Here is a 19172-nt window from a genome sequence, read left to right on the forward strand (position 1 = left end):
GGAAGCAGGAGGGCGAGCCACTAGTCTCGATCCATGCCCCGTACTCTCGCCGAACTGAGTCCCGCAGCCGATGAACTGTTGGCGGAGTACCAGCTCGCCAGCCTTGCCACGACCCGTGCGGACGGCACTCCACACGTGTGCGCGGTCGGCTTCACCATCGACCGCGACGCTGGCGTCGCGCGGGTCATCACGTCCGACGGCAACCAGAAGGTCAAGAACGCTGAACGCGGCCGGTACGCGGCACTCACCCACGTCGACGGTGCGCGGTGGCTCACGCTCGAAGGACCCGCGCGAGTGCTCCGCGACTCGGCGTCGGTACGCGACGCGGAGGACCGATACGAGGCGCGCTACCGCAAGCCGCGCGCCAATCCCCGACGCGTGGTCATCGAGGTCACGGTGACCCGAGTGATGGGTGCGGCGCCGATGTTCGCAGGAGACTAGGCTAGAAGTCCCACTCCAGGGCTTTGGCGAGGCGGCCGACGCTCGCGTCGATCCCGAGCTCCTCGACGAGGGCTCGCAATCCGTCTGCATCGTCAGGTTGCGTGGGAAGGCGATCGTCGGGCCTGCTCTCCACGGTGTCGGCGTCGGTTCGGACAGCGACCACGGTGCGCGCCGCACGCAGATAGTCCTTCGAGTCCTGGATCGAATTGCGAGCCCGCGCCGCCATCGTCGACTCCGGCTGGTAGGCGGCCGCTTCAAGAGCGTCGAGGTCGCCGAACGCGGTGATGAGCTTCGCGGCGGTCTTCTCCCCGATTCCCGGAACGCCTGGCAGCCCGTCCGACGGGTCACCACGCAGAATCGACATCTCAGCGTATGCGGTGCCCGCGCGTTCGGTCGGCACCGCATACTTCGCGGCGACCTCGATCGGTCCCATCAACTCGGCATTGCGCAATCCGCGTCCGACGTAGAGGACACGCACCGGGACCGGATCGTCGGCCACCACCTGCAAGAGATCACGGTCCCCGCTGACGACGAGGACAGCGTCCTCGGCCTCTGCAAAGGCGAGCGTTCCGATCACGTCGTCGGCTTCACACCCGACCGCTCCCGACGTCGTGATGCCCGCACACCGGAGGACGTTCATGATCATGTCGACCTGTGGCGTCAACGTGTCGGGTACTTCCTCGACATCCGGCGCGTCCCCGGATCCGACCGTCGCGACTCGATGTTCCTTGTACGAGGGAATCAGATCAGTGCGGAACGACGGGCGCCAATCGAGGTCGAGGCACACGACGAGCCTGTCGGGGCGATGATCGGTGACCAGGGCGGCGATCGTGTCGACGAACCCGCGCACGGCGTTGACCGGTCTCCCGTCCGGCGATGTCATCTTCTCCGGGAGGGCGAAGAACGAACGAAACCACAGGCTGGCGCCATCGAGCAGCATCACTGATCCGGTCATGGAAGACACTGTTCCACACTCCGGGGACATCGGACCGACCGAACGCGCCTCCGGGTGGGCCCGCGTAGCCTGGCGGGCATGGCTGACACCGCAGACCGATTCCCCTCGCACGTGTACCGGCAGCGCTTGCAGCGCGCCGCGGAACTCACCGCACAAGCGGGCGTCGACGCGTTGATCGTGGGCACCGGGCCCGACTTCCGCTACCTCACCGGATCGACCGCCGACACATTCGAACGCCTCACCGCGCTCGTCGTCCCCGCAGCTGGCGATCCGCGCGTGGTCACCGCGAAGCTCGAACTCGCCGCACTCCGGGAGTCCGCCATCGGCGACCTCGAGCTGTCGGTCACGGACTGGGTCGACGGCCAGGATCCGTACCGGCTCGCGATGGACGGCCTTCGGAACGACGCACGGATCGCGGTGTCCGACTCACTGCCCGCACTGCATCTGATTCCGCTCGCAGCGCGCACCTCGACCCCGCCGGAGCTCGCCACCGACATCCTCCGCGAACTGCGGATGATCAAGGACGACGCCGAACTCGACGCGCTTCGTCGCGCAGGTGCCGCGATCGACCGGGTCCACGCTCGAATGGGCGAGTTCCTACGGCCCGGCCGGACCGAAGCCGCCGTCGCCGCCGACATCGACGCGGCGATCAGAGCTGAGGGCCACACCGGAGCGGAGTTCATCATCGTCGGGTCAGGGCCGAACGGCGCCGACCCGCACCACGAGCAGTCCGACCGCGTGATCAGCGTCGACGACATCGTCGTCATCGACATCGGGGGACCCGTGTCACCGGGTTACAACTCCGATTCGACGCGTACCTACTGCTTCGCTCCCCCACGACGGGACATCACCGACGCGTATGCCGTTCTGGAACGGGCGCAGGCGGCGGCCGTCGCCGCGGTCCGCCCCGGAGTCACTGCCGAGAGCATCGACGCCGCCGCCCGGCAGGTCCTCGTCGACGCAGGCCTCGGGGACCGCTTCATCCACCGGACGGGACACGGCATCGGCCTGTCCGTGCACGAGGAGCCCTACATCGTCGAAGGCAACACCGACGTCCTCCGCGAAGGCATGGCGTTCAGCGTGGAGCCGGGCGTGTATGTGACCGGCGACTGGGGTGCACGCATCGAAGACATCGTGATCGTGACCGCCGACGGCTGCGAACCGGTCAACACCCGACCACACGGACTCGTCCAGCTGAGCTGATCTCACGGTCCGCGTCGCGAACGCGAATCGGCCCGAACCCATGCCGGGGTTCGGGCCGATTCGTATGTCACCGGTCAATTGACGGGACGGGACACCTCATACGTTCCGTCGGAGTCCTTGACGGTCACGGTCACGTGCTTGTTCTCGCCGTTGACCTTCACCGAGCAGGTGAACGTGGTGCCCGACTCGACCTTCTGACCGTCCGGGCAGCTGACGTCCTTGACGTCGGAGATCCCGTAGCCGTCGGGCTCAGGCTGCGTGAGGATCTTCTGGACACCGTCCTGAACGGCGCTCTGTGAGAGTCCTCCCTGGGCCCACTTCGGCCAGACGAACGCGGTGAGCAGCACGATCGCCGCCACGACGACCAGGCCGCCCACGATGGCGGCGATGAGCTTGCCCTTGCCGCCCTTCGCGCCGGGGGCTGCCGGGTTCGGCGCATTCGGATCCAGTGTCGCGTTCAGGTCCACACCGCCGGGGTATGCGGGCGCTCCGTATTGCGGCTGGCCTGTCGCACCGTATGCGGGAGCACCGTATTGGGGCGCACCGCCCTGGGGCTGCGCAGGCGCGCCGTACTGCGGCTGACCGAATCCCGGCTGTGCGGGTGCGGCCTGCTGCGGCGCCTGTCCCGGTGCGGCGTACTGCGGAGCGGCCGGAGCCCCGTACTGCGGCTGTGCCGGGTTGCCGTACTGAGGAGCCTGACCGTAGCCGGGGGCTTGTCCGTACGCCGGCTGCTGACCGTATTGGGCCTGACCGTATTGGGGCTGGCCTGCGGCAGGCGGCTGGAAACCCGGAGCCGGCGCCGCGGGCGCACCGGGCGCTGTGTACTGCGTCGTCTGTGCGTTCTGCTGCGGCAGAGGCTGGTTGATCTCAGTCGCGGGCAACGGCTTGTTGAGCTCGGTCGGCTGAGCCGGCGCAGGGGTCACCGGAAGCTGAGAGATCGTCGTCGCATCTGCATTGTCGTCGTTCGTCGACAGGTCGGGACGCTCGACGATCGACGTCGCGTCGTTGTTCGCGTCGGGCCCAGGCGCGTTCGCGCCCGCGTCGGTCGGCTCGTTACCAGTGGTCATCGCAGACCTCTCCTCATCGATGGGGAATGCCCGTTTCTCTATCGGGTGTCAGGCTACCCCAGAGCGCACTCGACGCCGGGGACGAACGGCGGTGTCGCGCAGGTCAGCTGAGCTCCGACGCGACCACTCCGCGGCGAACTCCGGCAACCGCTCGTTTCGCGGCGCCTGCGAGCGGATCGGCGGGATCCACACCGAGCCGGATCTGTTCCAGCAGGTCGATGACCTGGCGGTTCCACCGCACGAAGTCGCCCGGCGACAACAGATTCCCCTGAGAACCGGCCGCGCCCAACGCTTCGCGCAACGATCGGCCCGACGCCCACGCCGACACGGCAGCGCAGAATCCGGTATCCGGTTCACGCGTTTGAACGACTCCGTGTCGGTCCTGCACCCGATTGGTCGCCTCCCACACCTGAATCGTCCCGGTGAGTGCGTCCCGCATCGCTGGATTGCCGGACATCGAGTCGACACCGGCACCGTACGACTCGCGTCTGGAGACGAACAGCACCGACGACACGACGGCAGCGAGGTCCGACGGCGAGAGTCCGTTCCACACGCCGGCTCGGATGCACTCGGCGACGAGCAGGTCACTCTCACTGTAGATGCGACGTAGCACGGCGCCGGTGGGCGTCACGCGTAGCGACCCCGCTCCGTCGTCCTCGAGGTAGTCCAGTTCGACGAGCACACCGACGACAGCGTCGAAATCGGTCTCCAGTTGCGACGTCCGCTCGTGGACGGCCTTCTCCAGCGCCGCGACTTCGCGCTGCACGCGGGCGCGTCGCTCCGACATCCGGTACAGCTCGTCCAGTCCGGACGCCTTGTGCATCGGATGTGTTCGCAGTCTGCGCCGGAGCTCGTCGAGTTCGTAGTCGGGCTCGGCGGCCTTCTTCTTGACCTTGCCGCGGGGCCGCTCGATCCCGGACTTCTGCAGCGCCGCCGTGATCTCGCGTCGGGCGTGGCGTGAGCGAGTGTCGGCGTTCTTCGGAATACGAATACCGCCGAGGACAACCGGCGGGTTCACGAAGTCGTCGGTCCCGACTCGACCGACCCACCCGTCTTCAGAGAGGACGAGCGGCTTCGGGTCGGCCCCTTTCCACGCGCTTTCGAGGACCACGGCGAGGCCCTTGTGCCGACCGGTCTCGACCGAGATCACCTGACCGCGCGTCAACGCCGACAGATCCTCGGCGATCGCGTGAGCACCGTCGACGCGACGCACGAACTTTTGGGCGCGTTCCTTTCGACGGATGTCCTCACGAAGACCCACGTACTCGGTGAACCGTTCCGGGTCGATGCCGCTGCGTCCCGCCGCAGCGTCGATCTCGTTGTTGAGCTTGCGAAGCGTCCGATCGGCGTTGTCCAACTGACGCGCCTGGCCCACCAACGACCTGTCGGTCTGAAACTGAGCGAACGACTGACGCAGGAGAGCCCGTGAGCCGTCCACGCCGAGGCGGTCGATCAGATTCATCGCCATGTTGTATTCGGGTGCGAACGAGCTCCGCAGGGGGAAGGTTCGGGCGCCCGCCAGTCCGGCGACCCGTTCTGGCTGCACCTCGGGTGTCCAGATCACCACCGCATGTCCCTCGACGTCGATGCCGCGTCGGCCTGCTCGTCCGGTCAGCTGGGTGTACTCCCCTGGTGTCAGGTCGACATGCGATTCGCCGTTGTATTTCACCAGGCGTTCGAGGACAACACTGCGGGCCGGCATGTTGATGCCGAGTGCAAGCGTCTCAGTTGCGAACACCACCTTGATCAGGCCGAGGGAGAAGAGCTCCTCGACTGCCTGCCGGAATGTCGGGAGCATTCCCGCGTGGTGCGCGGCGAATCCCCGTCTCAGCGCCCACCGCCAGTCGTCGACGCCGAGCACATCGGAGTCGCCGGGCGCGAGTTCGGCGAGATGTGCGTCGACCACCGCATCGACCTTCGCCACCTCGTCGGGTTCGAGCAGGTGCAGGTCGGAACGCAGGCACTGCGCAAGAGCGCCTTCACAACCGGCTCTGGAGAAGATGAAGTCGATCGCTGGAAGCAGACCCTCTGCCTCGAGATTCGCGATCATGCGGGGCCGGTTCACTCCCCCGGTCCGGTTGCCACGCCGCCTGCGTTCCCGAGACAGGCGATCCTCGTACCCGCCGACCGCGTCCGGGCTGAGCATGCGGTGCTTGATGTACCGCGACAGTTCGGAGTTGACCTGCCGCTTCCCCTTCTCGGTGCCGCGCCCGCGCCTGTCGAAGAGTTCGAACATCCGGTTCCCGACGAGCATGTGCTGGTGCAGAGGCACCGGGCGATGCTCGTCGACGATCACGGCGGTGTCGCCGCGGACTGTGGTGATCCAATCGCCGAACTCCTCGGCGTTGCTGACCGTCGCCGACAAGCTCACCACGCGGACACTCTGGTCGAGCCCGAGGATCACCTCCTCCCACACCGCACCGCGGAACCGGTCAGCGAGGAAGTGGACCTCGTCCATCACGACGTGGGAGAGGCCGACGAGCGCAGCAGAGTCGGCGTAGATCATGTTGCGCAACACTTCGGTCGTCATCACGACCACCGGGGCCGACGAGTTGATCGAGTTGTCGCCGGTCAGCAGACCGACGTTCTCACTGCCGTGCACCTCGACGAGATCGTGGTACTTCTGGTTGCTCAGCGCCTTGATCGGTGTGGTGTAGAAACACTTGCCGCCCTCGGCGAGCGCCAAGTGGACGGCGAACTCTCCGACGATCGTCTTGCCTGCGCCGGTGGGAGCACAGACGAGAACTCCACGGCCTTCTTCGAGGGACTGGCACGCTCGACGCTGGAAGTCGTCGATCCCGAAGTCGAGTCGGGAGGTGAAAGCGGTCAGTTCTGGTCCGGAGGCCGGTGCGTCTGTGCTCATCCCCTACAGGATCTCATCGAACGCCGAATCTGTGCGAACGGAATTCCGGCTCCGCGTGGCGCCGATCGGACCCGATGACGCCACCTGCGTCGGAGCGGGCACCGCGGTTGTCGTCGCGCGGTCACTCGCGAGGTCGAGCGGAGACGCCTCGTCGTCGGACAGGTCGGCCCAGTCCGGGTTCCGCCTCGCCTTGCGCTTGTCGTGGATGCGCGCGATCTGGATCGCGAACTCGAGCAGCACCGTGAGCGCGCACGCCAGCGCAAGCATCGTGAACGGGTCCTGACCCGGCGTCACGATGGCGGCGAAGACGAACATTGTGAAGATCAGACCGCGGCGCCACGCTTTGAGCCGCTTGTAACTGACGATCCCCACCATGTTCAACGCGACGATCAGCAGAGGCAGTTCAAAACTGATGCCGAAGATGATCAGCAAGTGCAGCATGAAGCTGAAGTACTGATCGCCGGACAGCGCCGTCACCTGGACGTCTTGTCCGACGGTGAGGAGGAACTCGAACGCCTTCGCGACGACGATGTAGGCGAGCACTGCGCCTGCGACGAACAGGACCGCGGCGGCGGAGACGAAGCTGACCGCGTACTTGCGTTCGTTGGCATGCAGGCCGGGGGTGATGAACCGCCACAGTTGGTAGAACCAGATCGGGCAGGCGATGACGATTCCCGCGGTCAGCGCCACCTGCAGCCGCAGCATGAACTGGTCGAACGGACCGGTTGCGAGAAGGCGGCACGATCCGTCCGGAGTGAGCGTCGCACGGACCGACGGGTCGAGCTCGCAATACGGGCCGCGAAGCAGCTCTCCGAGCGACTCGATCGGCCCGGGGCCGTGCGTGTACCAGATGAATCCGAAAACGGTCGTCAGCACGATCGCAGCGAGCGACAGCAGCAGCCGGTAGCGGAGCTCATACAAGTGCTCGGCCAACGGCATCGAGCCGTTCGGATTGGTCTTACTGCGCCGCTTGCGCGGATCGAGTCGACGGAGGTTGATTCCCACGCGAGTGACAGATGGCGGCTAGGCCGACTTCTTCTTCTCGACGTCGACGTTGACCTCGACGGTCGGGTCGACCGCGGGAAGCTCACGCGGAGCATCCTCGGCAGCCTTCCTGTCGGATCCGTCGTTGGCCATCTCGGCCATCTCGGACTTGAAGATGCGCATCGAACGACCGAGTCCACGTGCGGCCTCGGGCAGCTTCTTCGAGCCGAAGAGCACAACGAGAACCACCAGAACGATTGCCCAGTGCCACCAGGAAAGGGCGCCCATGACCAAAACCTCCACACGAGTAACAGATGTCGTCTCCGACTCTACCCGGCGCGCGAGATTTCGCCCGATCTGTGTCACGCGGTGAGGGTGTCGCGCCCCTGCACGCCACTCGATCGCCGAACGCCGACCAGCCACGCGGACCCGACCGTGACCAGAACGGACACACTCTGCGACCCGGGCACCGGCCACCAACCTGCACTGAACGCTGCGGCACGGACTCGATCAGATGGCGACATGTGGTCGATTCTGCCCGGTGCGGGCGTATCCAGTCGTTCAGTCAGTATCGGGCGCGAGCCGCTACCGCGGTGGTGTGCACTGCCGCGGCCACATCGTCGGCTTCACCTTCGAGAAGCCGCACCCGACCGCCGAAGCTGCGGAGGAAGCGTTCGAGCCACTGGGCCGAGCCGTAATGGAGGACTGCGACGATCGGGCCGTCCGGTTCACCGTTCAGTTCGGTCTCGGCCTCCGCGGCGTAGTACTCCAACAACCAGAGTGCATCGGCGTCGATCTCGACCCGTACGGTCGGCAGATCACCGGTCAACGACGACGTCCCACCGATCGGTTCGAGGTCGGCACGTTTCGGAGGGTTGGCTGCCTCGTCGAGTTGTTCGGCCGAGTACACGCGGTCGAAGCGGAACAGGCGGACTCCGCCGGAGGTTCTGCACCACGCCTCAAGGTAACTCTGCCCGTCGATCGCCTGGATCATGATCGGATCCACGATCCGATCAGACACTTCGTCGCGGCTCGGCGTGTAGTAGCGGATCGCGAGCGCCCGACCGGCGGCCACCGAGGACCGGATCGTCTTATGGACGGGATCGTCGGCGATCTGCCCGGCAACGTCGGCTGCGGCGAACGGACGCAGCGTCTCCCCGACCGCGGCTTCGATCTTGGCCATCGCACGGCGGACCGCGTCCGCGTCGACCGCCCCCGCGTCGAGGAGCATACGCAGGGCGATGAGCAGCACGTTGGCTTCGGCGCCGGTCAGGCGCAGCGGGCGATCCATGCCTGCGGTGAAACCGACATGCACCCATCCGCTGGAGAACTCGATGTCGATCAGGTCGTCCGGCATGTAGCCGGGCAGGCCGCACACGAACAACTGCTCGAGATCCTTGGTGAGCTGACGTTCGGTGAGACCGAGATCGGCAGCGGCGACCGACAGCTTTATGCCGGGCCGCGCCAGGAAGTACGGAACCATCGCCAGCAGGCGGGACAGTCGGGTGGGTGCTGCGGCATTCATCGGGTCACCTCCATGTCGACGAGCCGATCGAGCTCGGCGATCACTTCGGCGCGCAGGTCAGCGGGTTCGAGGACGACGGCGTCGGCGCCCGCGTCGAGCACGGCCCGAATCACGGCGGACGGCGAACGGAGTTCGATCTGGACGACGTCGCCTTCGTCGCCGGACAGTGAATGAGGAGTCGTGGTGGTCGCGAGCCGGCGGAGGGCGTGCCCACGGTCGGCGGCGAGCCAGATCGACGCCGTCACGCCGGAGGCGCCGTTCGCGCCCGAGACGGCAGACTCGACGAGTGCGTTCAGGTCGACGTCCGTCGGCACGTGCACCGATCCCCGATCGGATGCAGTCGCAACGTTCTCCACCCGGGACAGCCGAAACGTTCGCGTGGCGTCACGGTCGAGGTCGTGACCGACGACGTACCAGCGTCCACGATTGCCGACCACACCCCACGGCTCCAGTCTGCGCTCGGCTCTCCCCTTCGCGGTCCGGTGCGTGAAGGTGACCGACTGCCGCGCCTCGATCGCGCTCAGCAGACCACGAATGGTCGCCTCCGACCCCATCGACTTGGTCGCTCCACCAGACATGACGGCCAGTTCGTCCGGCGACGCCACCTCGACCCCTGCAGCGCGTAGCTTCAGCACCGCGGTCTGCGACACGACACTGACGTCCGGATCGCGCCACACCGCTGCGGCGGCCGCCACTGCGGCCGCTTCGTCCGCCTCCAACGACACCGCCGGCAGCGCGTAGTCGGCGGGCTTGATGCGGTAGCCGTCTTCCGCCGACAACGGGTTGCGGCCCGTCTCCACCGGGATCCCCATCTCACGGAGCTCATTCTTGTCACGTTCGAGCATCCGCTTGAAGGTGTCGTCGGTCTTGTCGGGCGCGTCCTTGTACCCGATCACGTTCTTCCGCAGATAGTCGGCAGTCACGTACTGACGTGCCGACATCAAGCAGATGACGAGGTTGAGCAGGCGCTCGTTCTTTCCGGTGGCCACGCGGCCATCGTAGAGGCTAGAGCGACGAGATGAGTCGATCGACGCGCTCGTCCACATTTCGGAACGGATCCTTGCACAGAACTGTGCGCTGAGCCTGGTCGTTCAGCTTGAGGTGCACCCAGTCCACGGTGAAGTCGCGTTGCGCCTTGGTCGCCGCCGCGATGAAGTCGCCACGAAGCTTCGCTCGCGTGGTCTGCGGCGGCGTCGTGACGGCGGCGTCGATCTCCTCATCGGTGACCACCCGCGCCGCGAGGCCTTTGCGCTGCAGGAGATCGAACACGCCGCGACCCCGGCGGATGTCGTGATACGCGAGGTCCAGTTGCGCGATCTTCGGATCGCCGAGGTCCATCGAGTACCGGTCCTGATAGCGACGGAACAGCTTCTGCTTGATCACCCAGTCGATCTCGGTGTCGACTCCGCTGAAATCGCCCGACTCGACGGCGTCGAGCGTGCGCCCCCACAGGTCGACCACCCTGTCCATCACCGGATCGGGTGTGCGGTTTGCGAGATGGGTCACCGCTCGTGCGTGGTATTCGCGCTGGATCGACAGGGCCGTCGCCGTCCGTCCGCCCGCCAGGCGAACCTCGCGACGACCGGTGGTGTCGTGACTGATGTCGCGGATCGCCCGGATCGGGTTGTCCAGCGCGAAGTCGTGGAAGGAGATGCCCGACTCGATCATCTCCAACACCAACAGAGCGGAGCCGACCTTCAGCATCGTCGTCGTCTCGGACATGTTGGAGTCGCCGACGATCACGTGCATCCGTCGGTACTTCTCCGCGTCGGCGTGCGGCTCGTCACGCGTGTTGATGATGGGACGCGAGCGGGTGGTCGCGGATGAGACGCCCTCCCAGATGTGGTCTGCGCGCTGAGAGAGGCAGAGCCGGGTCTCCTGGCCGACCGACTGGACCTTTCCGGCGCCACAGATCAACTGGCGCGTGACGAGGAACGGCAACAACACGTCCGACACCCGGCCGAACTCGCCCATCCTGTTGACGAGGTAGTTCTCGTGGCAACCGTACGAGTTTCCTGCCGAGTCGGTGTTGTTCTTGAACAGATAGATGTCACCGCCGATCCCCTCGTCGGCCAGCCTCTGCTCGGCGTCGATGATCAGTTCCTCGAGGATCCGCTCGCCCGAGCGGTCATGGGCGATGAGTTGCGCCACCGAATCGCATTCGGCGGTCGCGTACTCGGGATGCGACCCGACATCGAGGTAGAGACGCGCGCCGTTCTCCAGGAACACGTTCGACGACCGACCCCACGCGACGACACGCCGGAACAGGTACCGGGCGACTTCGTCCGGGCTCAGTCGACGCTGCCCTTCGAAGGTGCAGGTGACACCGAACTCGGTCTCGATGCCCATGATGCGGCGTTCCACGTCAGTCCTCTCGAAGCAGTGCTGTCACCCGGTCGTCGGTGAGACGTCGGAACGCTCTCCGCGGCCGGGTTCGGTCGAGGACGGCGGCCTCGATGTCGTCGGCGGTCAACGGCGCCGCCTCCGCGCCCTCGGCATCCGCATTCACCGGTGCGAGCGCCAGAGCGGACACTCGCAACGCCTCGGCGAGGGTCATGTCGGGCCGGTACGAGTCCTTCATCGCGGCGATCACCGGTTCGGTGGATCCGCCCATGACCAGGAACGACCGTTCGTCCACGATCGAGCCGTCGTATCCGATGCGGTACAACTGCGACGGTGTGGTGCTCCCGACGCGACCCACTTCGGCGACGCACAACTCGACCTCGAACGGCTTCGCCTGTTCGGTGAAGACCGTGCCGAGAGTGTTCGCGTACGCGCTCGCGAGGGACAATCCGGTCACGTCGGCTCGGTCGTACGAGTACCCGCGGAGATCAGCCAGCTGAATTCCGGCTTTGCGAAGGCTCTCGAACTCGTTGTACTTGCCGACCGCCGCGAACCCGATCCGGTCGTAGATCTCACTGATCTTCCGAAGCGTGTTGGACGGATTGTGCGCGACGAACAGCACTCCGTCGGCATACGTCACCGCGATGACACTGCGCCCGCGCGCGATGCCCTTTCGCGCGAGCTCCGAACGATCACGCATGATCTGTTCGGCGCTCGCATAGTACGGAAACGTCATGCGTTCTCCTCCCGCTCGACGCGTCGGTCGATGACGGCTTGCGCGGCGGCCGCGATCTCCGATTCCTCGACAGCTAGAGCGCCGTCGTCGTCGATGCGCACGGCCGTCGGGAAGATCCGTCGGACGAGGTCCGGTCCGCCGGTGGCGGAGTCGTCGTCGGCCGCATCGTACAGAGCCTCGACTGCTGCCGAGAGCGCCTCGGCAGCTGTCAGGTCCGACCGGTACGACTTCTTGAGAGATGATCGCGCGAACACCGAGCCCGATCCGATCGCCTCATAGCCGCCGCGTTCCTCGTGCCGCGAGCCGGCGACGTCGAACGAGAAGATCCGTCCCCGTCGTTGGTCGTCGTCGGACGGTTCGTAGCCGACGAGCAGCGGAATCGCCGCGAGTCCCTGAAGGGCGGCGCCGAGGTTGCCCCGCACCATCGAGGCCAGGCGTGACGCCTTGCCGTCGAGAGTGAGCCGAACGCCCTCGATCTTCTCGTAGTGCTCGAGTTCAACCGCGAACAGCCGCACCATCTCGATGGCGATGCCGGCCGTGCCCGCGATGCCCGCCGCAGAATACTCGTCGGTGACGTACACCTTCTCGACGTCGCGCGTGGCGATCAGGTTCCCCATCGTCGCGCGCCGATCACCGGCGAGGATCACGCCGCCTCGGTAGGCGATCGCCACAATCGTGGTGCCGTGCGGCACCTGTTCGACGTTGATCGGCGCACCCCCGAGAGCGGTCGCGCCGGGCAATCGATCAGGGGCGGTGACCCGCAAGAACTCGGTGAACGACGAGATGTCGTGTGCTGGGCGGCCGCCGCGATCGGCGATCACTGCCCGCCCTTCTGGACGTAGGCCTTCACAAAGTCTTCGGCGTTCTCCTCGAGGACGTCGTCGATCTCGTCCAGCAGATCGTCGGTCTCCTCGGTGAGCTTCTCGCGGCGTTCCTGACCGGCGGCTCCGCCACCGATCACTTCGTCGTCACCTGCGCCGCCACCGCGGTTGGTCTGCTCCTGCGCCATCTTCGCCTCCTGGAAAGGATCGTCGTGTGATCAACCCTACCGGTGCCGCACCGGGCCCGAGGCCGCGAACCGCCGGTTTCAGCCCGCAGTGAGCTCCTCGACCAAAGCGGCTGCCGACGTCGCGGACTCCAACAGCTCACCAACATGCTTTCTGGTGCCGCGCAACGGTTCCGGCATCGGTATGCGGACCAGGTTGTCCGATCCGACGTCGAAGATCACCGAGTCCCAGCTCGCGGCCGCGATGTCGGCGCCGAATCGGCGGACCGACTCCCCGCGGAAGTAGGCCCTGGTCGACTCGGGTGCGTTCGCGACCGCGGCGAGCACCTGCTCTTCGGTCACGAGACGCTTCATCGAGCCCCGGGCCACCAGTCGGTTGTACAACCCCTTGTCGAGCCGGACGTCCGAGTACTGCAGATCGATGAGCTGCAGGCGTGACGCCGACCAGGACAGTCCTTCACGCTGGCGGAATCCCTCCAGCAGGCGGAGCTTCGCAGGCCAGTCGAGGATGTCTGCGCATTCCATGGGGTCGCGTTCGAGCTTGTCGAGCACGTCGGCCCAGGTCTCGATCACGTGCGCGGCGCGCTCGTCGCCGGAGTCCCGGTCGTGATGGAACGCCGTCACGCGTGCGAGGTACTCGCGTTGCAGTGCCAGACCGGTCATCTCACGACCGTCGGCGAGGGCCACCGTCGCGCGCAGCGTCGGGTCGTGACTGATCTGGTGCACGGCGTCCACCGGCCAGGCGAGCGCCAGGTCGGACAGGTCGACGCCCGCCTCGATCAAGTCGAGGACGAGGGAGGTGGTGCCGACCTTGAGATACGTCGCGGTCTCGGCGAGATTCGCGTCGCCGATGATGACGTGCAGGCGACGGTACTTGTCCGGGTCGGCGTGCGGTTCGTCCCGCGTGTTGATGATGCCGCGCTTGAGAGTCGTCTCCAGTCCGACTTCCACTTCGATGTAGTCGGCCCGCTGCGACAGCTGATAACCGGGTTCCTCCCCGCGCTGCCCGATCCCGACACGACCCGAACCGGTGATCACCTGACGTGACGCGAAGAAGGGCATCAACCCGGTGATGACGGATTCGAACGGGGTGTCCCGTCGCATGAGGTAATTCTCGTGGGTGCCGTACGACGCGCCCTTGCCGTCGATGTTGTTCTTGTACAACTGCAGGCGAGGAGCGCCCGGGACGCTGGCGACGAAACGCGCAGCCTCCTCCATCACTCGCTCCCCCGCCTTGTCCCAGATCACGGCGTCGAGCGGATCGGTGACCTCGGGCGCCGAGTACTCCGGGTGCGCATGGTCGACGTAGAGCCGCGCACCGTTGGTGAGGATCATGTTCGCCGCGCCGATCTCGTCGGCGTCGATGATCGGCGCGGGCCCCGAATGGCGCCCGAGGTCGAACCCGCGGGCGTCGCGCATCGGCGACTCCTCCTCGTAGTCCCACCTCGTCCGACGGTCACGCCGCGGGACCGACGCGGCCGCCGCATACGCGAGAACGGCCTGCGTCGAGGTCATGATCGGGTTCGCCGAGGGGTCTCCGGGCGCCGAGATGCCGTACTCGACCTCCGTGCCGATGATGCGCTCCATGAGTTCAGCGTAACGGTCAGCGTCGACGCAGCCGCAGGCGCGAGTACACCAGCCCGATGAGCAGTGCGGCCATCAGTGCGAGCACACCGTAGGAGATCATCATGTGCGTTGCTGTCGGCTCCCACAGCGGATACTTCATGCTCTCGGTCTGAGTCGTCTTCACTTGCGCGGCATCGGGATTGATCGTCGGGATGTCGACAGCCTGAGCGGCGGCCGTGTAACCCCAGTAGGCCGGGAAGATCCACCCGAGTTGAGCGGCGCCGGCCGCAGTGATCGGGAACAGTCCGCCGCAGAACACGAGTTGCACCATCACGACGATGACCAACGGCGGCATCGTCTGTTCGTTCGACTTCACCATCGACGAGATCGCGAGACCGACGAGTGTGCTGACACACGCGAGTGCGGTGATCGCCGCGAACAGCGCGACCGGCGGCGGAAGGAACACGCCGCCTTCCTCCGGAACCCCCTTGAGGGCGAAGCAGATGCCCAGCATGATCGCGCTCTGCACCGCAGTGAGCAGGAAGAACACGACTACCTTGGCCACGAGGTAGGCGCCGGGACGGAGGCCGACCGCACGCTCGCGCTCGAATATGGGGCGTTCGCCGACGAGATCTCGGACCGTCAGTGCGGCACCCATGAAGGCGGCACCGATCACCAGGACGACAAGAAGCTGGACCGCTTCCACCGAGACCTTCGGCAGTTCGCCCGGCCCCGGCAGACCTACCTCGGCCTTGCCGAAGCCGAGGTCGCCCGGAATCACCTTCGTCAGCAGTCCGAGAACGATCGGCAGGAGCAGCAAGAACACGAGATAGCCGCGGTCGGCGAGGATCAAGCGGAGCTGCCTGCGGAACACCGTGCTCGCCTGTCGCCCACCGGAGGCCTGCGGCACCGTGATCGGCGGCCCGCTCGGCGGCGCCGCGGGCGGTTTCGACGTGTGCGGATGCCGCTGTCGGTAACGCGCCCACGCGGCGTCGGGCTGATCGGCGGTGAACGCGAAGATCTCCGCCCAATCGGTGGTGCCGAGCTCTGCTCCGACCTCCTTCGGAGCACCGCAGTAGGCGGTCTTGCCACCTGGTGCGAGAAGGAGCACCTGGTCGCACAGGCTCAAGTACGTCAGTGAGTGGGTGACCACAAGCACCACACGACCGGCGTCGGCGAGTCGGCGCAGTGTCTGCATCACCTGACGATCGAGCGCGGGGTCGAGTCCCGAGGTCGGCTCGTCGAGGATCAGCAATGACGGACCTGTCAGGAGTTCCATCGCGACGGACGCGCGCTTTCGCTGACCGCCGGACAGTTTGTCGACCCGGGTGTCCACATGCTCGGTGAGCTGCAACTCACTGAGCACGCCGTCGATCACCTGATCGCGGTCGGCCGTGCTCAAATCGGCGGGGAGCCGTAGTTCGGCCGCATACCGAAGGGCCTGGCGGAGCGTGAGCTTGCGGTGCAGGACGTCGTCCTGCGGGACCATGCCGATACGCGTGCGGAGCGCCTCGTACTCGGTGTGCACGCCACGCCCCTCGAACGTGACGAGACCGACGGTCGGGTTCCCGAGACCGGCGACGATCTTCGACACCGTCGACTTGCCCGCACCCGACGGACCGATGATGGCCGTCAGCGTGCCCGGGGCGGCGTTGAACGAGATGTCGTTGAGGAGTGTCTTGCCGTCGATGGTGAGACTCACCGAGTCGACCTGGACACCGCCTGCCACCTCGACCTGCGGGCGGCCTCGGACGAGTGCCCCGCCGGACATCACGAAGTCGGAGTTGCCGATCGTGACGACGTCGTTCTCGCTGAGCCGATGCGCCATGACACGTTGGCCGTTGACAAACGTGCCGTTGACGCTGCCCAGATCTTCGAGCAGCAGTCCCTGTGGGCTGGACGAGAGTCGCGCGTGATGCCGCGAAGCGAGGACGTCGCTGACCACGATGTCGTTGTCCGGGGTGCGGCCGATCGACTGGACGCCGGACAGGGAGATCGTCTCCCGGCCATTGTTGCGAAGCTCCCCCGGCACCTGGAACACGGCCGAGGCGTTCTGGTGAAGCGCCGCGAGGTGAGGTGCGTTCTGGAGCTCACCGAAACGCGGAGCCGGACGCCAGCCCCGCTCGCCCGGCTGAGCCTGGAACGGTGCCGACTGCGGGTGCTGGGAAGCCTGGGCCGGCTGGGCGCCGAACGGTGCAGACGCCGGGCCGCCCAACGGGCGGGTCGGCGGTTTCGGCGGAGGCGTCGACGACGACGGGGGCTGTTGAGCCCGTTGTGGGCCGGACTGGATCGGGGTGGTCCGTTGCTCGGGCAGCCGACCGGAGGCGTCTGCTCGTGGCGCGTGATCACCCGCCGGACCGATGAGCGTCTTCGGTGCGGGCGCCTGCGGGGTGAGTTCGAGGATCGGTCCGGTCTGGCCGTCACCCAGCTGAACACGAGCGCCGGTGCCGACGGTCACGACGTTCTGTCGCACCCCGTTCGCATACATGCCGTTGGTGCTGCCCGCATCGATGACCTGCCACCCGGCCGACGCCGACCACTCGACCGACAGGTGCCTGCGCGACACGAGCGGATGGTTGACCACGATCTCGTTGTCGGGCGTCCGGCCGAGGGATGCCGGCGAGGTGCGGATGACCTGAGCGTTACCTTGCCCGACCCGAACCTGCAGCGGAGTGATACCTGGAGTGCTCGTCACCGAATCAGACTAGCCGGTCAATGACGAGCACCCCGTTCACCGGAATGACCGCACGGCGTGTCCGGTCCCCCGGAACCTGGTCACAGGTATTGGCCGGTATTCGATTCGGTGTCGATCGCGCGGCTGGCGCCACTTCCCTTGCCGGTGACGAGCGTCCGGATGTACACGATCCGCTCGCCCTTCTTGCCCGAGATGCGGGCCCAGTCGTCGGGGTTGGTGGTGTTCGGGAGATCTTCGTTCTCGGCGAACTCGTCGAGGATCGCGTCGAGCAGATGCCCGATCCGCAGACCGCGCTGACCGCTCTCGAGATGCGCTTTGATCGCGTACTTCTTGGCACGGTCGACGATGTTCTGGATCATCGCTCCCGAGTTGAAGTCCTTGAAGTACATGATCTCTTTGTCGCCGTTGGCGTACGTGACTTCGAGGAAGCGGTTGTCGTCGGTCTCGGCGTACATCCGCTCGACCACACGCTGGATCATCGCGTCGACGCAGGCCTGCGGATCACCACCGAACTCCGCGACCTCGTCGGCGTGCAGCGGCACATCCGTGGTCAAGTACTTGGTGAAGATGTCGACGGCCGATTCAGCGTCGGGCCGTTCGATCTTGATCTTCACGTCCAGCCGGCCGGGTCGGAGAATGGCGGGATCGATCATGTCCTCGCGGTTGGACGCGCCGATCACGATGACGTTCTCGAGCCCCTCGACGCCGTCTATCTCGCTCAGAAGCTGCGGCACGACCGTGGTCTCGACGTCGGACGAGACACCCGAGCCACGAGTGCGGAAGATCGAATCCATCTCGTCGAAGAAGACGATCACCGGAGTGCCTTCGGACGCCTTCTCCCTCGCACGTTGGAAGATCAAGCGGATGTGCCGCTCGGTCTCACCGACGAACTTGTTGAGCAGTTCCGGCCCCTTGATGTTCAGGAAGTAGCTTTTCGCCTCACTCGAATCGTCGCCGCGCGCCTGCGCGATCTGGCGAGCGAGAGAATTGGCGACGGCCTTGGCGATGAGCGTCTTGCCATTGCCGGGCGGGCCGTACAGCAGCACTCCCTTCGGCGGCCGCAGCGAGTACTCGGCGAAGAGGTCGCTGTGCAGGAACGGCAGCTCCACGGCGTCGCGGATCTGTTCGATCTGACGACGGAGACCGCCGATGTCTTCGTAGTCGACATCCGGGACCTCTTCGAGAACCAGGTCTTCGACTTCGGCCTTCGGGATCCGTTCGAGTGCGTACCCGGCCTTGCCGTCGACGAGCAGCGAGTCGCCGGGCCGCAGTTTGCGCTCGCTCTCGCCACCGTCGCCCTGGTGAACGAGTGCGTCGGCCAACTGCACGACACGCTCTTCGTCGGTGTGGCCGACGACGAGCGCGCGGCGTCCGCCCGCGAGGATCTCGCGGAGGGTGGAGATCTCGCCGACCTCGTCGTATCCGAGCGCTTCGACGACAGTCAGCGCCTCATTGAGACGCAACGACTGTCCGCGACGCAGCGTGTCGGTGTCGATGTTCGGGGAGACGGTGAGACGCATCTTGCGGCCCGAGGTGAAGACGTCGACGGTGTCGCCGTCGGTGACCCCGAGGAGGACGCCGTATCCGCTCGGCGGCTGGCCGAGGTTGTCGACCTCTTCGCGAAGGGCGATCAACTGCTGCCGCGCCTCCTTGAGGAGTTCGGTCAGCTTCGTGTTCCGGGTGGTGAGCTTCTCGATCCGCTCCTGCGGACTGTCGCCACTCGCACCGGACTCCGCGCCTGACTGCACAGTCGGGGTCATCGGGCCTCCTTCATCGCTACGTGTTTCT

General features: G+C 66.2%; 17 protein-coding genes. 2 read left to right on the top strand and 15 right to left on the bottom strand.

The features are described from left to right. Positions 1–33: 33 nt before the first annotated feature. Positions 34–441: a pyridoxamine 5'-phosphate oxidase family protein gene (locus WFK36_RS08585; protein WP_336791333.1), complete on the top strand. Its 408-nt coding sequence runs from the start codon at positions 34–36 to the stop codon at positions 439–441. 1 nt (position 442) lies between these two features. Here the strand turns inward: WFK36_RS08585 and WFK36_RS08590 are convergent, their stop codons facing one another. Then, positions 443–1381, bottom strand: coding sequence for a 5'-3' exonuclease (locus tag WFK36_RS08590; RefSeq protein ID WP_336791916.1), 939 nt, complete (start codon positions 1379–1381; stop codon positions 443–445). A 93-nt stretch (positions 1382–1474) separates the two neighbouring features. Between WFK36_RS08590 and WFK36_RS08595 the strand changes: the two genes are divergently transcribed. Continuing rightward, positions 1475–2599 (top strand): M24 family metallopeptidase, encoded by a 1125-nt coding sequence (locus WFK36_RS08595; protein WP_336791334.1) that lies wholly within the window; start codon positions 1475–1477, stop codon positions 2597–2599. A 74-nt stretch (positions 2600–2673) separates the two neighbouring features. Here WFK36_RS08595 and WFK36_RS08600 read toward each other — a convergent pair whose 3' ends face one another. From WFK36_RS08600 to arc, 14 genes are all read right to left on the bottom strand, one after another. Then, positions 2674–3666: a DUF4333 domain-containing protein gene (locus WFK36_RS08600; protein ID WP_336791335.1), complete on the bottom strand. Its 993-nt coding sequence runs from the start codon at positions 3664–3666 to the stop codon at positions 2674–2676. Positions 3667–3769: 103 nt separating this feature from the next. Next, positions 3770–6529, bottom strand: a complete 2760-nt coding sequence (locus WFK36_RS08605) for a DEAD/DEAH box helicase (protein WP_336791336.1) — start codon at positions 6527–6529, stop codon at positions 3770–3772. 3 nt (positions 6530–6532) lie between these two features. Beyond that, positions 6533–7468, bottom strand: coding sequence for a twin-arginine translocase subunit TatC (gene tatC / locus WFK36_RS08610; protein ID WP_052005290.1), 936 nt, complete (start codon positions 7466–7468; stop codon positions 6533–6535). Positions 7469–7552: 84 nt separating this feature from the next. Further along, positions 7553–7801, bottom strand: coding sequence for a Sec-independent protein translocase subunit TatA (gene tatA, locus WFK36_RS08615; RefSeq protein ID WP_336791337.1), 249 nt, complete (start codon positions 7799–7801; stop codon positions 7553–7555). A 74-nt stretch (positions 7802–7875) separates the two neighbouring features. Beyond that, positions 7876–8037: a hypothetical protein gene (locus WFK36_RS08620; RefSeq protein WP_336791338.1), complete on the bottom strand. Its 162-nt coding sequence runs from the start codon at positions 8035–8037 to the stop codon at positions 7876–7878. A gap of 41 nt (positions 8038–8078) precedes the next feature. Continuing rightward, positions 8079–9038: a helix-turn-helix transcriptional regulator gene (locus WFK36_RS08625; protein ID WP_336791339.1), complete on the bottom strand. Its 960-nt coding sequence runs from the start codon at positions 9036–9038 to the stop codon at positions 8079–8081. Further along, positions 9035–10027, bottom strand: a complete 993-nt coding sequence (locus tag WFK36_RS08630) for a helix-turn-helix transcriptional regulator (RefSeq protein WP_008376223.1) — start codon at positions 10025–10027, stop codon at positions 9035–9037. Before WFK36_RS08630 ends, WFK36_RS08625 begins: the two co-directional genes overlap by 4 nt. A gap of 16 nt (positions 10028–10043) precedes the next feature. After that, positions 10044–11402, bottom strand: a complete 1359-nt coding sequence (pafA, locus tag WFK36_RS08635) for a Pup--protein ligase (protein ID WP_336791340.1) — start codon at positions 11400–11402, stop codon at positions 10044–10046. A 1-nt stretch (position 11403) separates the two neighbouring features. Continuing rightward, entirely contained in the window at positions 11404–12117 is a 714-nt protein-coding gene (gene prcA, locus WFK36_RS08640; protein WP_008376219.1) for a proteasome subunit alpha, read from the bottom strand. Continuing rightward, positions 12114–12938 (bottom strand): proteasome subunit beta, encoded by an 825-nt coding sequence (gene prcB / locus WFK36_RS08645; RefSeq protein WP_336791341.1) that lies wholly within the window; start codon positions 12936–12938, stop codon positions 12114–12116. Before prcB ends, prcA begins: the two co-directional genes overlap by 4 nt. Continuing rightward, a complete protein-coding gene (locus WFK36_RS08650) occupies positions 12935–13126 on the bottom strand; it encodes a ubiquitin-like protein Pup (protein ID WP_336791342.1) in 192 nt (63 codons plus the stop codon). The genes prcB and WFK36_RS08650 overlap by 4 nt, the downstream gene beginning before the upstream one ends. Positions 13127–13204: 78 nt before the next feature. Then, positions 13205–14710, bottom strand: coding sequence for a depupylase/deamidase Dop (dop, locus tag WFK36_RS08655; RefSeq protein ID WP_336791343.1), 1506 nt, complete (start codon positions 14708–14710; stop codon positions 13205–13207). A gap of 16 nt (positions 14711–14726) precedes the next feature. After that, the gene (locus WFK36_RS08660) at positions 14727–17384 is read right to left on the bottom strand and encodes an FHA domain-containing protein (RefSeq protein WP_419717476.1); all 2658 of its coding nucleotides are present in this window, start codon (positions 17382–17384) and stop codon (positions 14727–14729) included. An 80-nt stretch (positions 17385–17464) separates the two neighbouring features. Further along, the gene (gene arc, locus WFK36_RS08665) at positions 17465–19144 is read right to left on the bottom strand and encodes a proteasome ATPase (protein ID WP_336791344.1); all 1680 of its coding nucleotides are present in this window, start codon (positions 19142–19144) and stop codon (positions 17465–17467) included. Positions 19145–19172: the final 28 nt, after the last annotated feature.

The sequence above is a fragment of the Gordonia malaquae genome, from assembly GCF_037148075.1.
In the GTDB taxonomy this organism is placed as follows: Bacteria; Actinomycetota; Actinomycetes; order Mycobacteriales; family Mycobacteriaceae; genus Gordonia; species Gordonia malaquae.

What these genes read in the sequence shown, in the direction of transcription:
- WFK36_RS08585 (WP_336791333.1), top strand. Translation starts at nt 34, where the DNA reads ATGCCCCGTACTCTCGCCGAACTGAGTCCCGCAGCCGATGAACTGTTG.
- WFK36_RS08590 (WP_336791916.1), bottom strand. Translation starts at nt 1,381, where the DNA reads ATGCTGCTCGATGGCGCCAGCCTGTGGTTTCGTTCGTTCTTCGCCCTC.
- WFK36_RS08595 (WP_336791334.1), top strand. Translation starts at nt 1,475, where the DNA reads ATGGCTGACACCGCAGACCGATTCCCCTCGCACGTGTACCGGCAGCGC.
- WFK36_RS08600 (WP_336791335.1), bottom strand. Translation starts at nt 3,666, where the DNA reads ATGACCACTGGTAACGAGCCGACCGACGCGGGCGCGAACGCGCCTGGG.
- WFK36_RS08605 (WP_336791336.1), bottom strand. Translation starts at nt 6,529, where the DNA reads ATGAGCACAGACGCACCGGCCTCCGGACCAGAACTGACCGCTTTCACC.
- tatC (WP_052005290.1), bottom strand. Translation starts at nt 7,468, where the DNA reads ATGCCGTTGGCCGAGCACTTGTATGAGCTCCGCTACCGGCTGCTGCTG.
- tatA (WP_336791337.1), bottom strand. Translation starts at nt 7,801, where the DNA reads ATGGGCGCCCTTTCCTGGTGGCACTGGGCAATCGTTCTGGTGGTTCTC.
- WFK36_RS08620 (WP_336791338.1), bottom strand. Translation starts at nt 8,037, where the DNA reads ATGTCGCCATCTGATCGAGTCCGTGCCGCAGCGTTCAGTGCAGGTTGG.
- WFK36_RS08625 (WP_336791339.1), bottom strand. Translation starts at nt 9,038, where the DNA reads ATGAATGCCGCAGCACCCACCCGACTGTCCCGCCTGCTGGCGATGGTT.
- prcA (WP_008376219.1), bottom strand. Translation starts at nt 12,117, where the DNA reads ATGACGTTTCCGTACTATGCGAGCGCCGAACAGATCATGCGTGATCGT.
- WFK36_RS08650 (WP_336791342.1), bottom strand. Translation starts at nt 13,126, where the DNA reads ATGGCGCAGGAGCAGACCAACCGCGGTGGCGGCGCAGGTGACGACGAA.
- dop (WP_336791343.1), bottom strand. Translation starts at nt 14,710, where the DNA reads ATGGAGCGCATCATCGGCACGGAGGTCGAGTACGGCATCTCGGCGCCC.
- arc (WP_336791344.1), bottom strand. Translation starts at nt 19,144, where the DNA reads ATGACCCCGACTGTGCAGTCAGGCGCGGAGTCCGGTGCGAGTGGCGAC.